We start from the raw sequence: 20,659 nt of genomic DNA, 5'->3' as shown, positions 1-20,659 counted from the left end.
AAAAAAATAAATTAATTTAATTTCTGTGGGGTAATTTTTCTTTCCCTACTGTTTGTATAATTGAATGATCGTAAATCATTCAGCTTATGCCAAACAACCTATATACTTTTTATACCACTGAAAATTTTTTAGATGACGCAGACTTTTTGCGTTACGTGAAATACAACCGTCCCGTTGATGTTTCTTTCTGGAATAACTGGCTGTCTTCATCTCCTGAAAACATTAAATCTTTTCAGGAAGCCAGGCTCCAGCTTCAAATTTTATTGAGCTATCCTCCTGTTACTGTATCAGATGATTTTAAAATGCTTTTACTGCAGGATATCAATTTATCTATCGATCGGCATCAAAATAAAAGGAGAAAAAAAGTTGTCCGGTTATTCTGGGGTAGTGGCATTGCCGCAAGTTTACTGGTAGCAGCATTTGCATTGTGGTTTTACCAATCTACTGTTGTCGTACGATCTGATTATGCTGAAAACCAGCTGGTGCATTTGCCTGATGGGTCTGATGTGCAGCTGAACGCCAATTCTACATTAACCTATCGCCGTGCCATTAATTGGTTAAGCCAGAGAGCAGTTAAGCTTGAAGGAGAAGCTTATTTTAAAGTGAAGCACATTAATGTGAACCAAAAGCAGATCAAGCGTGGTGAATTATTTATAGTCATCACTAAAAATGCACGGGTACAGGTTTTAGGTACAGAATTTAATGTTAAAGAACGCCATAATCAAACCAATATAACCTTGGTTACGGGTAAGATTCAGGTGAGCGCAACTCAAAGCAGTAAGCAGTATATCCTGAAGCCGGGAACGTTTATCGAATTTGGCCCGAACGGTAGGCTTTCAGCATCAGCTCAAACATTAAATAGCAGTACGGCCTGGTTAAGTGGAAAGATCGTGGTGAACCAAACCAGTGTGAACGAAATTTTAAGGGAGTTTGAAGATCTGTACGGCTATACCGTAATTTTGGACAGCCCTGCCCTTGGAAATAAAAAAATAGATGGAACCATATCTATAAAAAGCGAAGAGAGTTTACTTTTTACCCTAAAAAATATTTTAAATGTAGAGATTAAAAAAGAAGGAAAAACAATCTACCTGAAGAACAGATGATAACTGTTTAATTATATCAATCAACCAACCAACCAAACCAAACAACATGAAAAAAAGATTTACCCGATTACTCGGTTGTATCTCTATGTTATTAATTATTGCATTTGTGATCCCGGTAAGGGCACAAAAAACTGGCAATAAGATTACTGTAGAGGCTGCCCTAAACGCCATCTCAAAAAAGTACAATACTAAATTTGCTTATGAACATGATATTGTTCAAGGTAAAACCACCACTTCTGAAAGCTTAAAAGCGAAAAATTTAGATGAGGCATTAAAGCAGGTATTGTATCCTCATGATTTATTATTTCTATATGTGAGTGATGGCAATTATACCATTGTTACACGTGATGAACGTCTGTTCCCTCCAAAAAATAGTCCGGTGGCACAGGCTGGTGATAATGATATTTTTATTTCAGGAAAAGTTATCGATGAAACAGGTAATCCGCTTCCCGGGGCATCAATAAAAGGAAATGGATCAAATGCTGTAACTGCTACAGATGTGAATGGCAGATTTACGGCAAGGATTCAGCGTGGAACCACACTTTTAGGTTTTTCTTATCTCGGTTATGAACATTATAATTATCAGGTTAACGGTTCGCAAAATAATTTAATTATTACTTTAAAAAATGGTGCTGTTGGTCAGCTTAGTGAAGTGAATGTGGTTTCTACAGGTTTGCAGAAGCTTTCAAAAGAGCGAAGTACAGGTTCGGCAGAGGTGGTAACAGCTGCGCAACTGGAAAAAATTCAGGTTCCAAACGTATTACAAAGACTGGAATCAATGGTTCCAGGTGTTAAAATTAATATCACTTCAGGCGATAACAGTTTTGTTTATGGCAATAAACGAAATGCAATAAACGGAGGAACAAGAACTAGAGGCGCAAGTGATTACAGCTTTTTTGTAAGGGGAAAAACAACCGTATCCAGCGTATCTGAAACTTTACCGCTTATTGTGGTAGACGGTGCGATTACAGAGAATGATATTTCTTCCATCAATCCTAATGACATTGCCAATATCACCTTCCTTAAAGATGCCGCTGCGGCTTCGATTTGGGGTACTCGTGCGGCCAATGGTGTAGTGGTAATCACTACCAAAACCGGCAAGCCGGGGCAAGCACCAGTGATTAACTTCTCTGTTAATGCATCGGTTTCCAACCAGCCAGATTTAGGTTATTTAAAAACAATGACATCAGCCCAGGCCATTGCCTATGAGCAGGAACTGGTAAATAAAAATATAATTGTTGCACCAAGCAGCACTATCCCTTACAGTTCATCCGTTGCTGATGTAACGGATTTAACTTTTAAGTTAAAGGCAGGTACCATCACACAATCTGCCTACAACAGCCTGATCGCACAGTATTCCAGTCGGGATAGCAAAAGCCAGATTGAACGGTATCTCTTACAACCTGCTACAAGCCAAACTTATAATCTATCCATCAGTGGGGGAAATAATTTTTCAAGTTATTTCTATTCTGCATCATATTCTAAAGAAGATCCTTACAGTAAAGGCAACAGTGGTGATCGTTTAACCGTAACGTTGAATAATACCTTCAAATTATTAAAAATTGCTACATTAACCACTAACCTGAAGGGGTCATTTTTCAACTACAAAAGCAATGGAATTAGCTTAAATAGCTTATATAGTCCAAATCGGGCAACCTTCATGCCTTATAACCAGCTTGTGGATGATAACGGTAATAGGGTTTCCTATTCAAAGAATTATTATACAGGATGGTTAAATACGCTATATCCAAGCGGTTTTTTAAACTGGGGTTACAATGCCCTTGATGAAATAGATCATACTGATAATACACAGCGGGATAATAATTATTCTGCCAATTTTAATCTGAATGTTCCAATTGTTAAAGGTTTATCAGCCAATGCATTTTATAATACCGAACGTAGTTTCACTACTGTAAGAAACTACAATGATGAAGCCAGCTATTCTTACCGCAATTATGTAAACGGTTTTACGCCAATTCCTACTACAGGAAAGGCAATTAATAGCTTAGGCCTGTCTAGCGGTGGCGGTGGAATTTATACGGTTGGAAATGCCACTACCAATAACTATACCTTAAGGGGACAATTGAACTATGAAACAACTTTAGGCGCAGATCATCAGATCAACGCCATTGCCGGTTCCGAAATCAGACAAACCAAACAAGGGGATGGCTCATCCACTTTATATGGTTACAATATGAGCACGGGCCTTTCACGTCCTGTAAATTTTTTTAACGGATACACAGACTTCTTTAATTCTATAAGCGGTTTGGCAGGAGCACCAAGTCAGCAGGATAAAACACGTCGTTACTTATCTTATTATAGCAATGCGGCCTATACATATAAATCTAAATATACCTTATCTGGAAGTGTAAGGTATGATGATTATAACAACTTTGGGGTTGATCGCTCCTTCAGGGCTACACCATTATATTCGTTTGGTGGAAAATGGGATGCGGCTAAAGAATCTTTCCTAAATCAGGTAAAATGGATTTCTAACTTAAGTGTAAGGGCAACCTATGGAGTGAATGGAAATATTTCCACTTCTACCTATCCCTTCACCTGGATCTCGCTGGGCGGTGTTGATCCTTCAACTGGTTTAAGCACAGCCAGCATTCTGGCACCCGCAAATCCGGAACTGCGCTGGGAAAAAACCTATGTAACAAACATTGGCGTAGACTTTAGCTTTTTAAACAATAATATTTATGGTTCAGTAGATATTTACCGCAAACATGGTACCGATCTGTTGTATAACTTTCCAATTAGTGGAACTTACGGCTTTACTTCACTGTTGCGTAACACCACAGAATTAACCGGAAAAGGTATAGATCTGTCGTTAGGAGGGGTGTTTTATAAAACTGAAGACTGGGATTTAAATGGAAGGTTAACCTATGCCTACAATACCAATGAAGTGAATGATACCCGCTTTGTCGCAAATTCAGCTTTCTTTTCTAGTCCTGCATATGGTTCCATCATTTCAGGTTACAATACAGATAAATTGCTGGTATACCGCAACGCGGGTTTGGATGCTACAGGTATGACCTTGATCTATGATCAGAATGGAAATAAGATCGCGCCAAATGTAAATCTGACTTCAATTGATGCACTGGCATATGCCGGAAGAACCACGGCGCCACATTTTGGGAGTTACACACAGAGTGTTCGTTATAAGGATTTTACTTTAATGGCAGTGGCTACTTATCAATTCGGAAATGTATTTTTAAGGCCAACCATCACTTCTTACCCATCATCCAGAGCTGGTGTAGCTTATGATCTGAGTGCTGATGTGGCCAGGCGCTGGCAAAAAGCTGGTGATGAAGCCACTACCAATGTTCCTGGAGTTGCAGGTACTTTTGCCGCTGTGAGTTTAACCCGTTATGCGCAATCTGATATTAACGTATTAAAAGGTGATTATATCCGCTTAAGAGAACTTTCCCTCACGTACAAAATCCCTGTAGAACACTTAACCCGTATGGTTAAAACTGCAAATTTTGCATTTGCAGTACGTAATCTGGGTTTATTGTGGACAGCCAATAAAGAAGGAATTGATCCTGATTTTACCAGTGGATTAAATAGTACCACATTGGGCTTGCCGGCAACAGTTTCCTATAATTTTACCCTTAATGTTAATTTCTAATTGATATGAAAACACCATATAAATTATTTATCATTGGTTTAACAGCCTTACTCGCAAGTGGATGCGAAAAATATGTCGATATTAAAACCCAGGGCAATCTGGTGCCTACCGAAGCCATCAATTACCGGTATCTTTTAAATGGAAGCAGTAATTTTGAGTCTAATCCAAATTTATCAGATTTTGCATCTGATGATATCAATATTAATGATGCCGCTCAGATTAATGGTCTTACGGGAAGTTTATTTTATGGCTACTTTATCAACAGCTATACCTGGAGGCCAGTGATTTATACCCTAGGCACAACTAATGAGCAGGATGATAACTGGAACCGCATGTACAGTAATATTTTAACCTGTAATACCATTATTGCCGAGGTGCCGACCGCAACCGGAACGGATGCTGAAAAAGCAGAAATGATTGCAGAAGCTAAAGTGCATCGGGCCGATGCTTACCTGGTATTGGTAAATACTTATGCCAAGCCTTATAACAGCGCCACAGCAGCAACTGATTTAGGACTTCCTTTAATGCTCACCCAAACGGTAAGCCAGAGCTTAAAACGAGCATCAGTACAGGCAGTTTACAATCAAATTATTGATGATCTGACTACTGCACTTCCGAGTTTGCCTAATTCGCAAGCCTACAATACTTTACCTTCAAAAGTAAGTGCTTATGGAGAACTGGCCCGTTGCTATTTGTACATGAATGATTATGCCAATGCCAATAAATATGCCGATTTGGCTTTGGCCTTGCGCAGTACTTTAAATGATCTAAGTGTGCTCACCAGTGTAACTAGCAGCACATATCCACGCCGCATTGTCGATCCTGAAATTTTATTATCTAAAATAGCGTTTGGCAACGCGTTAAACTCTGCTCCAATCGCCTTAAAACTAAGTGATGATTTACTTTCAGTTTTAGGTACTACAGATCAGCGTTACACTTTATTTACGGTACCTGCTTCTACCATTTCATCCACCTATACGGGAAGATATTCCTACCGGGAATCTAGAATTGGTGAAAACCGAAATGTTGGTCCCAACGTTCCGGAAATGATGCTGATCAAAGCAGAATACTTTGCCCGTAATAACGATGCCACCAATGCCATGCTTTGGGTTAATAATTTAAGGGTGAAGCGTTTTAAGGCAGCAGATTACCGTCCATTAACTGCAAGTTCTCCGGCTGATGCACTGGTAAAAGTAATTGAAGAGCGGAGGAGGGAATTTTTCTGTCGCATGTTACGCTGGTGGGATATGCGTCGTCTGAAAAGTGAAACGGCTTTCCAAAAAACCTATACCCGTACCGTAAGCGGCGTTACCTATACACTTGCACCTAATAGTGACCGTTATACATTTCCAATTGCTGATGTTTTGATCAACCTGAACCCGGAACTGGAAAAAAATCCTTAACACAACACACAAAAATTACCGCTGGGTTTTATCCTGGCGGTTAATGAAACCCAGATGAAAAGAAAAAACATATCCCTTGTATTCTTTATCGCACTCACTTTTATTTCAATAGTTGCTTTTTCACAATCAAAAAGTAATTTTCGATCTATCCCTGAAATCGTAAAAAACGGCGATACCATTAAAGTGGTATATGATGCCAATAACACCCCTTTGAAAAATCAAAAGATAGTTTCAGCAGTTATGTATGCATATCAGCATTATCAATGGTATGCCAGTGATATTAGCCTTAAAAAGACAGGAAATGAATGGAATGTATCTGTAATTGTTCCAAAAGATTGTGGTTTACTCGCCTTTAAATTCAAGGCAGATACCTTGATTGACAATAACCATGACCAAGGATACTTCCTCATGATGCGGGATCAAAAAAGAGCTGGCTTAATGGCCAAAGGCGCTTATGCCGGATGGGGCTTGTCTCGCTCACCAAAGTATGGGATGGATATTCCGGATTATATCAAATTTGAGGGGATCAGTGATTCGGCAACTTATCATTGGTTAAACCAGGAAATCACTTATAACCAAGATGCTAAATCAATTCTGGTTTATCCTTATGCCGCAGCCATTGCAGCTGCGTTTAAAACGGATGCACGCCCTCGCCTGCAGAGGGTTTTGGCATATTTGAAAAGGGCAGATGCCACAGAAAGTGATTTGTTAAATGCCAGAAAGATTGATCTTCGCTTGCTTCAGGATAAGGCTGCAGCTGATTCCATTGAACAGGTATTGATGCAAAAATTTCCGAAAGGCAGTTTAGCCAGGCTTGCGGCATTTAAAGCCATTCCATCCGGAAGCGATCTTAATGTAATTGTGATGGGATATAAAAAGTTTATCACATATTTTCCGGAAGAAGGAACGGATAAATCCTTTAACGAAGATAACCGGATCAATTACGCCGTGATCAAGCAAAATATTATTGTATTAAGCAGCTTCCTGGATAAAAACTACATAGAATTAGATCGTTACCTCAACAGCCTTACTTTTAGTATGGTCAATTTTCTTTATTATAAAATCGTAGATATTCCACTAAAGAAAAAGGAGGTTGATTCAAAAGTCCTGCTAAAGGTTTCTGATAAGCTAATTAAACGTTTGGAATATCTCCGTACCAATCAACCACAAGAATATAGTTATCTCTCGCCCAAAGAATGGGTAGAAATGATAAATACGAGCCTGGCTAAGCAGCTGGTTACCGATCACATGCAGTTACTTAACCATGTCGGCCGCTATAAGGAAGCCTTGTCTTATGGTGAAAAAGCCCAACCCATTCTGGGCTACCAGAATGCAGGTTTTAACAATGAGTTTTCCGTAAGCTTATCTAAATTGGGTTATAAAGAAAGACTTAAAACCCTGTTGACTAAAAGTGTTTATGAAAATCAGGCCAGTGCCGATATGCTTGCTCTGCTTAAGGCAGCATACTTTAAAGAAAAGGGAAGCGACAAAGGTTTTGAGGCTTACCTGACTTCGCTTAGTAATAAAACCGGAAGCCAGCAAATGAAGGATGAAATTCTGAAGGAACAATTAAATATTCCCATGGTTGATTTCGCCATGCAGGATTTGAATGGAAAAACTGTTAAACTAAGTGATTTGAAGGGTAAAACGGTTGTCTTCGATTTCTGGGCTACCTGGTGTGTGCCTTGTAAGGCATCTTTTCCGGGGATGAAGCTGGCTGTAGAAAAGTATGCAAAAGATTCTGACGTGGTATTTTATTTTATAGATACTGAGGAGCGGGGAGATGCCTATAAAAAGGAAGTAGCTGAATACATCAAGGCAAATAATTATCCTTTCAATGTTTTATTTGATAACAAAATAGCTAATGCAAAGGCCACTGGCGAGGTATTTAACCGGGTTTGCCAAACCTTCAAAATTTCAGGTATTCCGCAAAAAATCGTGGTGGATAAAAACGGAAACGCCAGATTCAGATCTGTAGGCTTTAAAGGAAGCGCTACGCAGTTGGCTGATGAAATTTCAACGATGGTAAACATTACAAAGGAAATTAAATAATGAAAAAAATCATTTTAGCCTTGATGTTTCTTTATAACCTTGATGCCTATGCTCAGCAAACTGCAAGTGTTGGCATTATGGCAGATAGTATCATTTTTAAAAGTGCAGATGGGGAAATCACTTATGGGGGTACTTTTAGCAAGCCTGCTCATTTAAAGTCTTTTCCTACGGTGTTGATTGTTTCCGGAACGGGAAAGCAGGACAGGGATGGAACGATGGCAGGGCATAAAATTTTCCTGGAGATCGCTAATTATTTAAATCAAAACGGAATAGCTGTTTTAAGAACTGATGATCGTGGACAGGGAAAAACTACTGGTATTTATGAAACCGCCACCACGGGTGATTTTGCAGCAGATGCCTTAGCTGCAGTGGGTTACCTAAAGAAAAGGAATGATGTGGATTTAAATAAAATTGGATTATTAGGCCATAGTGAAGGAGGGGCAGTGATTTCCATTGCTGCAGCTAAAAGTAAGGATGTTAAGTTTTTGATCAGCATTGCGGGGTTGGCCATGAGTGGATTGGAAGCACAGCTTAAACAGAATGAAGACTTGGTTAATCATTCTGCATTACAGGATTATGATAAAAAACGTGCAAATGACATCAACCGGATCATGTTTGAAACAGCTTTTCGATATGCGGATTCAGACAGTTTGGAAGCAAAGTTAAATGAAGCTTATGCCGCCTGGAAGGTTAAGGATGATGCTTATTTTAAAATGCTGAATATTGAATTTGATCATTTTCGATTCCCCATTTACAGTTATGTTAAAAATGCAACGGGGCCATGGTATCGCTATTTCATCAGATATGATGCTAAAAGTACTATTTCGAAGATTAAGGTTCCGATTCTGGCACTCAATGGTGATAAAGATTTAATGGTTGCAGCAGATGAAAATTTAAGCAACTGGAAAAACTTTGCCTTGACTGGAGGAAATAAAAACGTGACTACGATTAAGCTTCCAGGTTTAAACCACTTGTTTCTGGCTTGCACTACCTGCGATAATGCAGAAAGTGCGAAGATTAAGACCGGGTTTTCCCTCCAGGCACTATCTATTATAAAAGATTGGCTGAAGAAAAATTTCAGGTAAATGTATTATGAGTTAGTTAATGATAAGTTAGCCAGGATGGATATCCTGGCTTCTTAATTAGTAAGGTGTGCGGAAGCCGCCTCAGCAACGACGACAATACAAAAATTCGTCATTGCGAACTGAAGGGTAGGGTTTAGTGATGGAGTGAAGCAATCCGATTTGTTAAAACAGATTGCTTCGTCGCTAGAAAGGTTTCCTCAGCAATGACGACACTATGAAATCTTAAAAAACGCTACTCATAGCTTTTGCTTTTTGTCAGCTTTTTCAACGCTTCCAAATCATGAACTGGCCGCTCAATATCATAGGGGATATCTCTTTTACTAAAGGTTTGGAAATATAACAGACAAGCATCTTTCCAGATTTGTGCATCGCGGCTTTGTGTTCGTAGTTTAGATTGTACTGCGGTGAAACGTTCTTCATCTACCAGTCCATGCACTTTATCCCACGTTTTTTGAAAAGTCCGTACCTGCTGCACGCCTGTATCGTAGCGGTAGCACAATTCGGTCCATAGATCTTTGCCGTTTTTAAGTTTATAAGTCCAGGGTACATGATGAAACCACAGGAGGTATTCTTCCGGACAGGTGGCCAGGTTATCTAATTTGGATCGAAGTGGTTCATGGTATTGTTCTACAGAATTGCTTCCGGTATGGCTCCGGTTAAAGCCGAGGCCTATTGTATCTGCCTTATGGTAATAGACAGAAGTCCAATCGGCCCGGATTTTAGTGTTCGCAAACCAAGGTGCAGGCCCATAATGGTGTCCTTCGGCAAAGATGTGGTGTAAGCCAAGCGGCATCATGTAATTTACTATCGCTTCTCGACTTTCGAGCATCATTTCTTTAACGGGTTTCACAAAGGCCTGGTCTTTTGCTTTCTCCCCGGCATCTAAAAATGTTTGCCTGATCCACTCGTCGGCAATGTCTTCACTTTTAAGCTGATTGTTCCAGGCCAATCTGCCAAAGGCATACCAGTTGGATTGTGCAAAAATATGGCCGGTCCAGTTTCGGTCTGATCCGATATTGGCTACACCGGCAATGGCTGTTAAAGGGTTTTTGCTGAGTGTACCATCGGTACAGGCGGCTACGGTGCTGCCTTTTCCTTTTTGGTAAGTATCACTGTTCAAACATTCTTCCCAAAGGGTAGAGAGGAAGGCAAGTTGTTTGGATTGGCCGAGGTATTCCTGTGTAATCTGAAATTCTGGCATTACCGGAGTTTGATTCATGGCACCGAATAAGGCACTGAAAGGTTCGCGGGGCTGAAAATCAAGTGGTCCGTTTTTGACCTGTAGGATCACATTTTTTTTGAATTGACCATCGTAATGAAGAAACTCGTTATAAGCTTGCTTGGTACGATCTTGTTCACTGGTTTGGTAAACAAAAGCCCGCCACATGACTATTCCACCGAAAGGGGCTACAGCATCGGCCATCATGTTCGCACCATCTACATGTGTGCGGCCAAAATCTTGTGGGCCGGGTTGCCCTTCGCTATTGGCCTTCACCAGAAATCCGCCAAAATCAGGAACGAGCTGGTATATTTCTTTAGCCTTATCTGCCCACCATTTCCGTACCTGTGCATCAAGCGGATCGGCGGTTTTTAATTTTCCAATCGTAACCGGAGCGGAAAAATTCACAGACAGATAAACCTTTAAACCATATGGACGCAAAATTCCAGCAATGGCCTGAACCTTTTTAAGGTAAGGTGCAGTGAGTATTTTTGCAGAAGCATTCACGTTATTAAGCACGGTGCCATTTATTCCGACGGAGGCATTTGCCCTGCCATATAATTGATAAAGTTCCCGATCGGCCTGGCTGATCGTTAAATCCTGATCGTTTCGCCAAAAGATGGATTTTCCGGCATAGCCACGCTCCACTGATCCATCGAGGTTATCCCAATGATTCAAAATTCTACGGGAGTAGGAGGGATTGGAACTAAAGTTTTCATCGGCTTTGCCCAGGTATTGTCGCCTTAACATTTCGAAAGTGCCGTATAAGATGCCCAAATCCGTTTTAGCCTTGATAGTGGAGCGTTCCAGGCGAAAGCCATCCCCTTTGATGGATGCATCAGTCGAAAATTCGAACTTCAGTTTTGCATCGTTTTTTCCCAGCCATCCTTTTTTAAGCTCATTAATTGCTATATCCAAAACCGGAGATTTCTTAGCCGTCTGAATATTGACATTTGTTGCAGATTTATTGCGCAGCCAAAGCTCATGCCCGTCTTCTGCTTTTGCAAAATAGGTACAGGTCAGTAGAGCCAGTAGCAGGAGTGTGGTCTTTTTCATTTTAGTTGATGTTGAGCGTTTGGCTTAAAATATTTCCACTTGTTTTTAAGGTTTCATCGGGCTGACTGCCGCCTACAGAAAGGCTGATTTTTCCTGTGAGTGGTTTCTTTTGTCCGTTTTCATCTATATAAGTAAGATCGCCAGGTTGCAGGTTAAAACTAATGAGTTGGCTTTTACCGGGTGCGAGGTTAACCCTTTGAAAACCTTTTAATGCTTTTCTGGCGGTTTTAATGGCTGAATCGCTATGCGTTACATACAATTGCACCACTTCATCGCCTTGCATTTTTCCGGTGTTGGTAATCTTCACCGAAAGGGTAGTGCCCTTACCAGATTTAATGTTGGCTGGCGTGGTTAAGCCTTCATAGCGAAATGAAGTATAGCTTAAACCATAGCCGAAGCCAAAAAGTGGTTTGCCTTTAAAATAGCGGTAAGTCCGGTTTTCCATGCTGTAATCATTAAAATTGGCCAGATCTTGATCGCTTTTGTAGAAGGTTACGGGTAGCCTGCCGGATGGATTATAGTCGCCAAAAAGCAGGTCAGCCACGGCAGTACCGGCCGATTGACCGCCATACCAGGCATTTACAATAGCCGGGATATTTTCTGCTTCCCAAGGAATAGCAATGGCACTTCCCGTCATCATGACAAAAACAACAGGTTTGCCACTGTTTTTTAAGGCTTTCAGCAAGGCAGTTTGTGCCTGCGGAAGCATGATGGAGGTTCTATCGCCACCGCTAAAACCCGGAAGGTCGACTTTCATTTCTTCTCCTTCCAGTTGAGGGGAAATGCCACCCACAAAAACAAAGGCATCGGCATCCTGGTGTCGTTTCACTAAGGCATTAAAATCGGTGCGCATAAATGTACCTCCAGAAAAACGGATTTTAGCTGCGCCTTCACCCTGCCAGTATTCAATTACTAAGTTGTACGTACTGTCTTTAACGGTTGCCAATTTATAGGTTTGCGCTCCCCAACGGTTTCTTGACCAGGCATCCAATACTTTTTTTCCATTGATAAATAGTCGGTAACCATCATCTCCTTCCAGTTCGAAAGTCATGTTGCCGGTTTGCGCTGCTTTAAAATTAGTGGAATAACGGGCAGAGAAGTGATTGGCGGTGAGACCTCCTTCCATTTGCTGTCCTTCCTGCCACTCGTGTTTCAGGCTGCTTTCCATTTGGCTGAATACAGGTGTGCCTTCCAGATTTTGGCCTTTAAAATATTCAGCTTTAAATCCCGGTTTCCCATCAATGGCAAGTTGCTGATCCAGGTTGAGGTAATTTAAAAGAGTATCGTTGGTGAAAGATACGGCTTGCTCATAAACCACTTGGGTGTTTTGACCAACTTTGTTCTTAATTCCTTCTAAAACAGTGGTGATTTTAGATGGCGTACCGTTGTAGTTGCCTAAAACGGCTATGGCGTTATCAGCATTCGGGCCTAACACCACTATTTTCTTCAGGCCTTTCTTTAAAGGAAGGGTATTGGCTTCGTTGCGAAGTAAAACCATCGATTCGCGGGCCATTTTTAAGGAATGGGCTTTGTGATCGTCGCTTTCCAATACGGTAATGGGGGTATTGGCATATTTCACCATCGCTGCGGGATCAAACATGCCAAGCCTAAAACGGATCATAAATAAACGCTTGATGGAAACATCGATGTCTTTTTCTGTAATGATGCCGTTTTTAACTGCGGTGAGCAAAGCTTTATAGGCTTCGGTGCCACAATCGATATCGGTGCCATGAAAAACTGCGTCGGCAGAGGCTGCTGCAGCATCTTTATGGGTTTTATGGTTTTTATAGAAATCATCTATCGCCCAGCAATCTGAAGTAACATAGCCGGTAAAGTTCCACTGCTTCCGCAGGATGTCTGTCATCAATAAATCGCTGGCGCAGCAAGGTTGTCCTTGAAAAGCGTTGTAGGCACACATTACACCTGCCACTTTCGATTGGGTAACCAGTTTTTCGAAAGCGGGTAGATAGGTATCCCAAAGATCGAACTTACTTACATCAGCATTAAAAACATGTCGCAATGGTTCAGGGCCACTGTGTACGGCATAGTGTTTGGCACAGGCGGCGGCTTTCAGGTATTTTGGATCATCACCTTGCAGGCCTCTTACAAAAGCATCGCCTAAAGTAGCCGTTAAATAAGGATCTTCACCATAAGTTTCCTGTCCTCTTCCCCAGCGGGGATCACGAAAAATATTAATATTAGGTGTCCAATAGGTTAAACCCAGGTAACGTTCATTCGTTCTGCCTAATTCAACTGCTTTGTTATAAATGGCACGACCTTCCAATGCAGAATAATCAGCCATTTTAAATAGTGCATCCGAATCAAAAGTGGCAGCCATGGCAATGGCTTGTGGAAACACGGTTACTTTGAATGGAGTACGCGCTACGCCGTGAAGGGTTTCGTTCCACCAATCGTATGCTGGTATTTTCAACCTGGGAATGGCGGGGGCGGAGTTGAGCATTTGAAAGACTTTTTCTTCCAGTGTCAGTCGGGAAACCAAGTCGTCAACTCTTTTTTCAAAAGGCAGCTTATAATCTTGAAAAGGGTATTGTTGCGCCTTAACGGAGCGGATTCCCGTAAAAATTAATAAGGTAATTAAGATCTTTAAATATTTGGTTTTTCTCATAGGGTTTGGTTAGATGCCGACTATGTTTGTGGCGAATTAATCGTTTTAGCGAAAGGTTCCTTTATTTTTAACCCATTCACTACTTTGGGCTTATTTTGGTTATCGTTAATTTTAGGTATTTTGAATACTGCTTATTGTTGCTTTATTGCGAAGTGATTGCTATTTAAGAAGGTAGATTAAAATTTTGTTACTTCGTAGAATGCTTTCTTTGGTTTTAGCTCAGTGTCAAATAATAGTGGATAATTTTTTTTGCCACGCCCATCCAGCCAAGTGTACCGGTCAGAAAGATTCCAAAAAGTGACTCCAGTGATGTTTTTCTTGTATTTCCTCAATACTTCGAAGATCATTTTGTATTGTTCAAGCTGGCGGGATTCCATTTCTGGTGTAAATTCTGCTTTAGCATTTTGCGCTGCATTCTGAATGAGCTGACCGCCCTGATTGCCTGCATAAACGGAAACATCCAATTCAGTAATCTGTATATCTAAACCCAGGCTGGCAAACATGGTGATGGATTTTTCTAGTTCGGAGCGGCTTGGCTGGCTTAACGACCAATGTCCTTGTAAGCCCACACCATGAATGGGTACACCTTTGGCCAATAAGGCTTTCAGCATTTTATAAATCTTATCCCGTTTTTTAGGTTGTTCGGTATTGTAATCATTGTAAAACAAACGGGCTTTAGGATCGGCTTCATGGGCATAGCGGAACGCCATTTCCACAAAATCTTCTCCAGCTATTTTATACAATTGCGAATTGCGGAAATAGGTAGAATCGTCAGCAATTACTTCATTAACCACATCCCAGGCATAAATATCCTTTTTGTAGTGGTTTACAACCGTGTGGATATGTTCTTTTAATCTTCCAAGTAATACTTCTTTAGTTACGGTATTGCCTTGCTCATCTTTAAATAACCAGCGTGGCGTTTGGCTATACCAAACCAGGCAATGCCCCCTCATTTTTAAATGGTTATTGCGTGCAAAAGTGGCTATCGAATCTCCTATTTTCCAGTTGTATTCATTTTCGGTGGGATGGATAGGCCCCATTTTCATGGCGTTTTCTGCGGTAACACTGTTAAACTGATTGAGTACCAATTCGCGGTTGGCTCCTGTTAAATCGTGAGGGGTAACGGCAACACCAATCGGAAAGTAATTTTGATAATAATCTTTTAAGCCTTTTGTAGTAAGGGGCAGGGGTTTAAAAGCGGTAACTATTGTGCAAGTAATTATGAGGAGCACAACGCACATCATAATAGCATTCCTTTTTATCATATCTGGTTTCTTTTGGATTTGCAAATTCGCCACATTTTGATCTTAACGGGTGTTCGTATCGCTAAATAAAGGCTACAAATGTTCTGAATTACATCGTGTGACATCAATATTTGTAGTTTAAATATTTTTGCAGGGTGGATTTTTATCACCATTTCAGTCGTAATTGAACATCTGTTACAGCACTTTTAACAATAATCTCCATTTACGGTTTTGATTTCAATTAACTTTACATTCCAGTATTGTCGGATTTTATTCTGGCGTAAAGTTTATCCATAACCAAATATGATACCTATTAAAACACCACTGCAAAAGGCTTTGATCAGCCCGTTGTTAAATACAGTTTATAAACGCCTTTTTAATAAAGTTAGCACCGCTTAACCGATTGTAAATGAACATTATTTTTGATCTGCCATAGCGAAATCCAGATATGATTCGCTGTACTGGTAAATTTTATATAAATTGGTGCCTTTAACCAAATCATCACCAAATAGGCAAGTTATCTAACTTGACCTGTTTACTTTGGATAACTGTATTGAAAAAGGAACTGTCTACGGTTTTAATTCTACAGCTAACCTGAGTAAAAAATATTGATCTAATCATCATGCTGAACCGCGTTGTTTTAAATGCTTTTTTCTGTATTCTTTTTCTGGTCTTTTCGGTTAGATCAGGATGGGCACAGGGGCAAAAAATGAATTTTACCTCTCTTCAAATCAGAGATGGGCTTTCTTCCAATACCGTTAATGCGATTCTTAAAGATCATTATGGATTAATGTGGTTTGCTACTGAAGATGGATTAAATAAGTTTGATGGGAGCAACTTTACGGTGTACCGATATAAATCAGATGACTCTACCGGAATCCAGTCGAATGATATTCGAACCTTACATGAAGACAAATCTGGAAATCTTTGGATTGGTACTTCGGGTGGTTCGCTCAGCTTATATAACCGGAAGAAGAATAAATTTATTACTTATCCTGCCAACCAGGCAAATACCCTGAGCAGTGATATTATCCGATCCATTTGCAATGATTATACCGGAAAGGTTTGGATTGCTACTTTCAACGGCATTGATGAACTCGATCCTAAAAGCGGAAAAATTAAAAATCACCTCCGCCAGTTTAATCCAAGGGGTTCTTTCCCTGCGCTCACGTTTAATTGCCTGATTGAAGATAGTAAACGTAGAATCTGGGTAGGCTCCAGTAATGGCATTTATTTATACCAAAGGGCAACAAATTCTTTTAAATTATTTCAGCATAATCCTTCCGATCCGTCTAGCCTTTGTGATAATTCGGTATCCTCAATTGTAGAAGATAAATCTGGAAACATCTGGTTTGGTACCAGAAATGGCCTGAGCATGTTACTTCCGGAAGGAAAAGGATTCAAATCACTAAAAAGTAAAAGAGGTGATTTAAATACATTAATAAATGATGGTATCAGAAGTCTGGCTGTTGATCAAAATAACCAACTTTGGATTGGTACCGAAGATGGGCTGAATGTTCTGGACATTAAGAACGGTCAGATGTCTAGATACAAGCCTGATTCGAGGGATAATTATAGCCTCACCGGCAAATCCATTAGTTGCATTTATATTGATGATGCCGGAATATACTGGCTTGGTCCTTACCGCGGTGGAATCTGTAAATATGATACCAACCTGAATCTTTTTCATTTAAAGCAAAGCAATGTTTTAGATCAAAGCGGTCTAAATGGTTCGATCGTTACTTCCTTTGCCATGTATAATGATGGCATATTTGTAGGTACTGATGGGGGTGGGTTAAATTTGTTTAACCGCAAAACGGAACTGGTGCAACGCTTTAATGCTGGCCTGCCTGATGGAAGTGCTTTAAACAACATTTCCATTATGGCGCTGCAACTTACCCGCCAAAATAAGTTGTATATGGGTACCTATTCCAATGGCCTGGTGGTGATGGATCTGGCTACCAAAAAATTGCAGCAGTACAAACAAGGTCTGCGAGCCGATGCTTTAAATTCAAACGACATTTTCTGCATTAAAGAAGACCGTTTTGGGAAGATCTGGGTAGGTACCAATGGTGGTGGGGTGAATGTATTGGATGCAGATCATAAAGCCATTATTAAATATTGCAAAAACCCCAAAGCCATTAATGAAGTAGATTATCCGGGTAATAATTTTATCCGTTTTATTGAAGAAGATCCTGCCGGAAATATCTGGATAGGTACATATGGTTCAGGGATTGCTGTTTTCAACCAGGCGGAGAAAAAGTTCTCCGTATTAAATAAGATTAAAAATAATCTTCCTAACGATTTAGCTTTATCCATACTAAAAGATCATGCCGGCGATTTATGGATAGGAACTTTTAGTGGTGGATTGAGTTTGTACAACCGCGTAACCAAACAATTTACCACCTACGGCGAGAAAGAAGGCCTGAACAATGCCACCGTTTATGCCATTGAAGAAGATAAGCAAGGTCGGATTTGGGTGAGTACGAATAAGGGCATCAGCAGTTTTGATCGCAAGCGCCATACTTTTACCAACTATACCATTTACAACGGGGTGCAAAACAACAATTTTGTGGGTGGTGCTGGTCTTTCTACTCCTGAAGGGGAAATTTATTTCGGCGGTGCGGATGGCTTTAACTATTTCAATCCACAGTATTTTAAAAAGAATAAAAACCTGCCTTCGGTACTTTTTACCGATTTGAAAATCTCCAACACTTCTGTTCTTCCTGCCGAAGATGGGCCGATTCAGGAGGATATATCGGTTGCGAAAGACATTTATCTGGATTACAAACAAAGCTTCACATTGAGTTATGTGAGTGTGAATTATACCGCGCCAGAGCAAAATCGCTATTCCTATCGTTTAGAGGGTTTTGATAATGAATGGATCAATGCCGGCTCAGCTAAATTGGTTTCTTATACCAATCTCGACCCAGGTGATTATGTATTTCATGTTAAAGCCAGTAACAATGATGGTTTGTGGAATACCGCCGAAACGTCTATCCGCATTCATGTTAGACCACCATTCTGGCGAAGCATTTATGCCTATATTTTTTATGTTGTTCTGGTTGCAGGAACCCTGTTATTTATTCGCCACCGAGGCATTTTGAAATTGAAAAGAAAATTTGCTGTGGTTCAGGAGAAAATGAAGGCTGATCAGCGCAGGGTACAGGAAAGGCAGGAAGCCGAGAGGTTGCGGGAACTGGATAAACTGAAAATAAAATTCCTTACCAACCTCAGTCATGAGTTCCGGACACCGCTTTCACTTATTATGGGTCCGGTGGATAAACTGATTACGGAAGAAAAAGACAGTAAAATAGCGGCACCACTAGGAATGATTAAACGCAATACCAAACGTTTACTCAACCTGGTGAACCAGATTCTTGATTTTAGAAAAATTGAAGATCATGAGCTGAGGTTAGACCGTTCGGAAACGGATATTGTGGCTTTTATAAAGGATGTGCTGGAATCTTTCAATGACCTGAGTGAACGGAAACAAATTCAGCTTATTTTTAAAAGTCAGTTGCGGTATTTCAATGCGGCTTTCGATCAGGATAAAATAGAACGGGTACTTTTTAACTTGTTGTCTAATGCTTTTAAATTTACTTCTCTAGGAGGTGCTATTTCCGTTGAACTGGAAAAAAAGGAATCTTCAGCAGGAAGTGGTCAATCAGCCTTGATCATTAAAGTGGCCGATACTGGTATTGGCATCACCGAAGCTGATCAGCAGAGAATCTTTGAACGTTTCTTTCAAGCCGATGGAATTGCCCCTATTTTAAATCAGGGGAGTGGCATCGGTTTATCAATTGCCAAAGAGTTTGTGAAACTGCATGGAGGCGATATTACCGTACAAAGTGAACCGGGAACGGGCAGTACTTTTATCATCGAACTGCCTTTTACTGAAGCTGAATTTTCGGAAGAGCTGACGATAGATTTCTCTGATCCTGCCGCTGTGGAGGCTGTTGAAGAAAAGGTTGATGAAGCAATAGTTCAAACCCCGGGATCAGAAATTCCTTCTATTTTGTTGATAGAAGATAACGAAGATTTCAGGTTTTACCTGAAGGATGGATTGAAGTCATCTTTCAAGGTGCATGAAGCTTGTAATGGTCAGGAAGGGTGGCAAAAAGCATTGGCCAACCATCCGCAAATCATTGTGAGCGACATTAATATGCCGTACATGAACGGGATTGAATTGTGTAAAAAGTTGAAATCGGACAAACGTACGAACCATATCCCGGTTATTTTATTAACGGCCTTAACGGGCGAAGAAGAGCAGATCAAAGGATTGGAAACAGGTGCAAATGATTACCTCACCAAACCATTTAATTTCGAAATTCTACATGCGAAGATTAAAAATCTGCTGGCTTTAAATCAAAGGTTACGGGATACTTATACCAAGCAGATCAAAGTTCAGGCACCGGGGGTGTTGATCGAATCGCATAGTAACCGTTTGCTGAATAAGGTGGCATTATACATCGAAGAAAACCTGAATAATCCAAAGCTATCAGTAGAGGATTTGAGTAAACATGTGGGTATGAGCAGGGGTTCGCTTTACCACAAGATTTTAGAGTTAACAGGTCTTTCGCCAGTGGAGTATATCCGTTCGGTGAAGCTGGATAAAGCAACCGTATTGCTGGAGAAGAGCGATTTAAATGTGTCGCAGATTGCTTATATGGTTGGTTTTGCCACCCCGAATTATTTCGCCAAATCTTTCAAGGCTAAATACAACATGCAGCCTTCTGAGTATATGAACTTGAAACGGAAGTTGGAGGATCATATGATAAAGGATAAATAACGTTTGTCCTCTCTCAGAGGTAGACTTGTTCGCTTGGTTCAAAGATTCCTCCACTGCGGTCGGAATGACGATTGTCGAGGCGGAATTTATTTTTTTTATCGCCCTTTCCATTTCAGGGGAAAGGTGCCGCTAGGCGGATAGGGGTTAATTACTCAACGATCGTCCTCTCGATTGGAGCGTAGCGAAACTGAGAGATCTTTGGAAAAAGGATTTATTATTTCGCTCACGCTCGTTTCCAAACGAGCATGGAATAGAAAAGCGTTTAAACGCTGTAAGTGAAATATTCATACCTCATCACGAAATTAACATTCTAGCGATAAAATCGCAGAACTATTACGCACTCGTTTGGAAACGAGCGCAGGCATATAGAGAAAGGTGCTGCTAGGCGGATTGGGGGGTAACCTAAACATTTATCACACCTTTTTATTCAAATCTACTTCATAGG

General features: G+C 40.5%; 9 protein-coding genes. 6 read left to right on the top strand and 3 right to left on the bottom strand.

Annotated features, from left to right (window positions below):
- The first annotated feature begins 86 nt into the window (after nucleotides 1-86).
- The 5 genes from EV200_RS05145 to EV200_RS05125 are packed head-to-tail and all read left to right on the top strand — an operon-like array spanning nucleotide 87 to nucleotide 9,277.
- On the top strand, nucleotides 87-1,103 hold the full coding sequence (locus tag EV200_RS05145; RefSeq protein ID WP_132529878.1) for a FecR family protein: 1,017 nt from the start codon (nucleotides 87-89) through the stop codon (nucleotides 1,101-1,103).
- A gap of 46 nt (nucleotides 1,104-1,149) precedes the next feature.
- Entirely contained in the window at nucleotides 1,150-4,737 is a 3,588-nt protein-coding gene (locus EV200_RS05140) for a SusC/RagA family TonB-linked outer membrane protein (RefSeq protein WP_132529876.1), read from the top strand.
- Between the two features lie 5 nt (nucleotides 4,738-4,742).
- Nucleotides 4,743-6,140: a RagB/SusD family nutrient uptake outer membrane protein gene (locus EV200_RS05135; protein ID WP_132529874.1), complete on the top strand. Its 1,398-nt coding sequence runs from the start codon at nucleotides 4,743-4,745 to the stop codon at nucleotides 6,138-6,140.
- A gap of 54 nt (nucleotides 6,141-6,194) precedes the next feature.
- Nucleotides 6,195-8,192, top strand: a complete 1,998-nt coding sequence (locus EV200_RS05130) for a TlpA family protein disulfide reductase (protein WP_132529872.1) — start codon at nucleotides 6,195-6,197, stop codon at nucleotides 8,190-8,192.
- Complete coding sequence (locus tag EV200_RS05125; protein WP_132529870.1) at nucleotides 8,192-9,277, top strand: alpha/beta hydrolase family protein; 1,086 nt, start codon at nucleotides 8,192-8,194, stop codon at nucleotides 9,275-9,277. Before EV200_RS05130 ends, EV200_RS05125 begins: the two co-directional genes overlap by 1 nt.
- A gap of 232 nt (nucleotides 9,278-9,509) precedes the next feature.
- Here EV200_RS05125 and EV200_RS05120 read toward each other — a convergent pair whose 3' ends face one another.
- The 3 genes from EV200_RS05120 to EV200_RS05110 form a co-directional block, all read right to left on the bottom strand.
- The gene (locus tag EV200_RS05120; protein ID WP_132529868.1) at nucleotides 9,510-11,552 is read right to left on the bottom strand and encodes an alpha-glucuronidase; all 2,043 of its coding nucleotides are present in this window, start codon (nucleotides 11,550-11,552) and stop codon (nucleotides 9,510-9,512) included.
- Between the two features lies 1 nt (nucleotide 11,553).
- Nucleotides 11,554-14,178, bottom strand: a complete 2,625-nt coding sequence (locus EV200_RS05115) for a glycoside hydrolase family 3 C-terminal domain-containing protein (protein ID WP_132529866.1) — start codon at nucleotides 14,176-14,178, stop codon at nucleotides 11,554-11,556.
- Nucleotides 14,179-14,354: 176 nt separating this feature from the next.
- Entirely contained in the window at nucleotides 14,355-15,443 is a 1,089-nt protein-coding gene (locus EV200_RS05110; RefSeq protein WP_229676772.1) for an endo-1,4-beta-xylanase, read from the bottom strand.
- A gap of 688 nt (nucleotides 15,444-16,131) precedes the next feature.
- On the opposite strand from EV200_RS05110, the gene EV200_RS05105 reads away from it, so the two are divergent.
- Complete coding sequence (locus EV200_RS05105) at nucleotides 16,132-20,214, top strand: hybrid sensor histidine kinase/response regulator transcription factor (protein WP_165877862.1); 4,083 nt, start codon at nucleotides 16,132-16,134, stop codon at nucleotides 20,212-20,214.
- Nucleotides 20,215-20,659 lie beyond the last annotated feature (445 nt).

This window comes from Pedobacter psychrotolerans (assembly GCF_004340665.1).
GTDB classification, from domain to species: domain Bacteria; phylum Bacteroidota; class Bacteroidia; order Sphingobacteriales; family Sphingobacteriaceae; genus Pedobacter; species Pedobacter psychrotolerans.
This window is presented reverse-complemented; position numbering and strand designations above follow the sequence as displayed.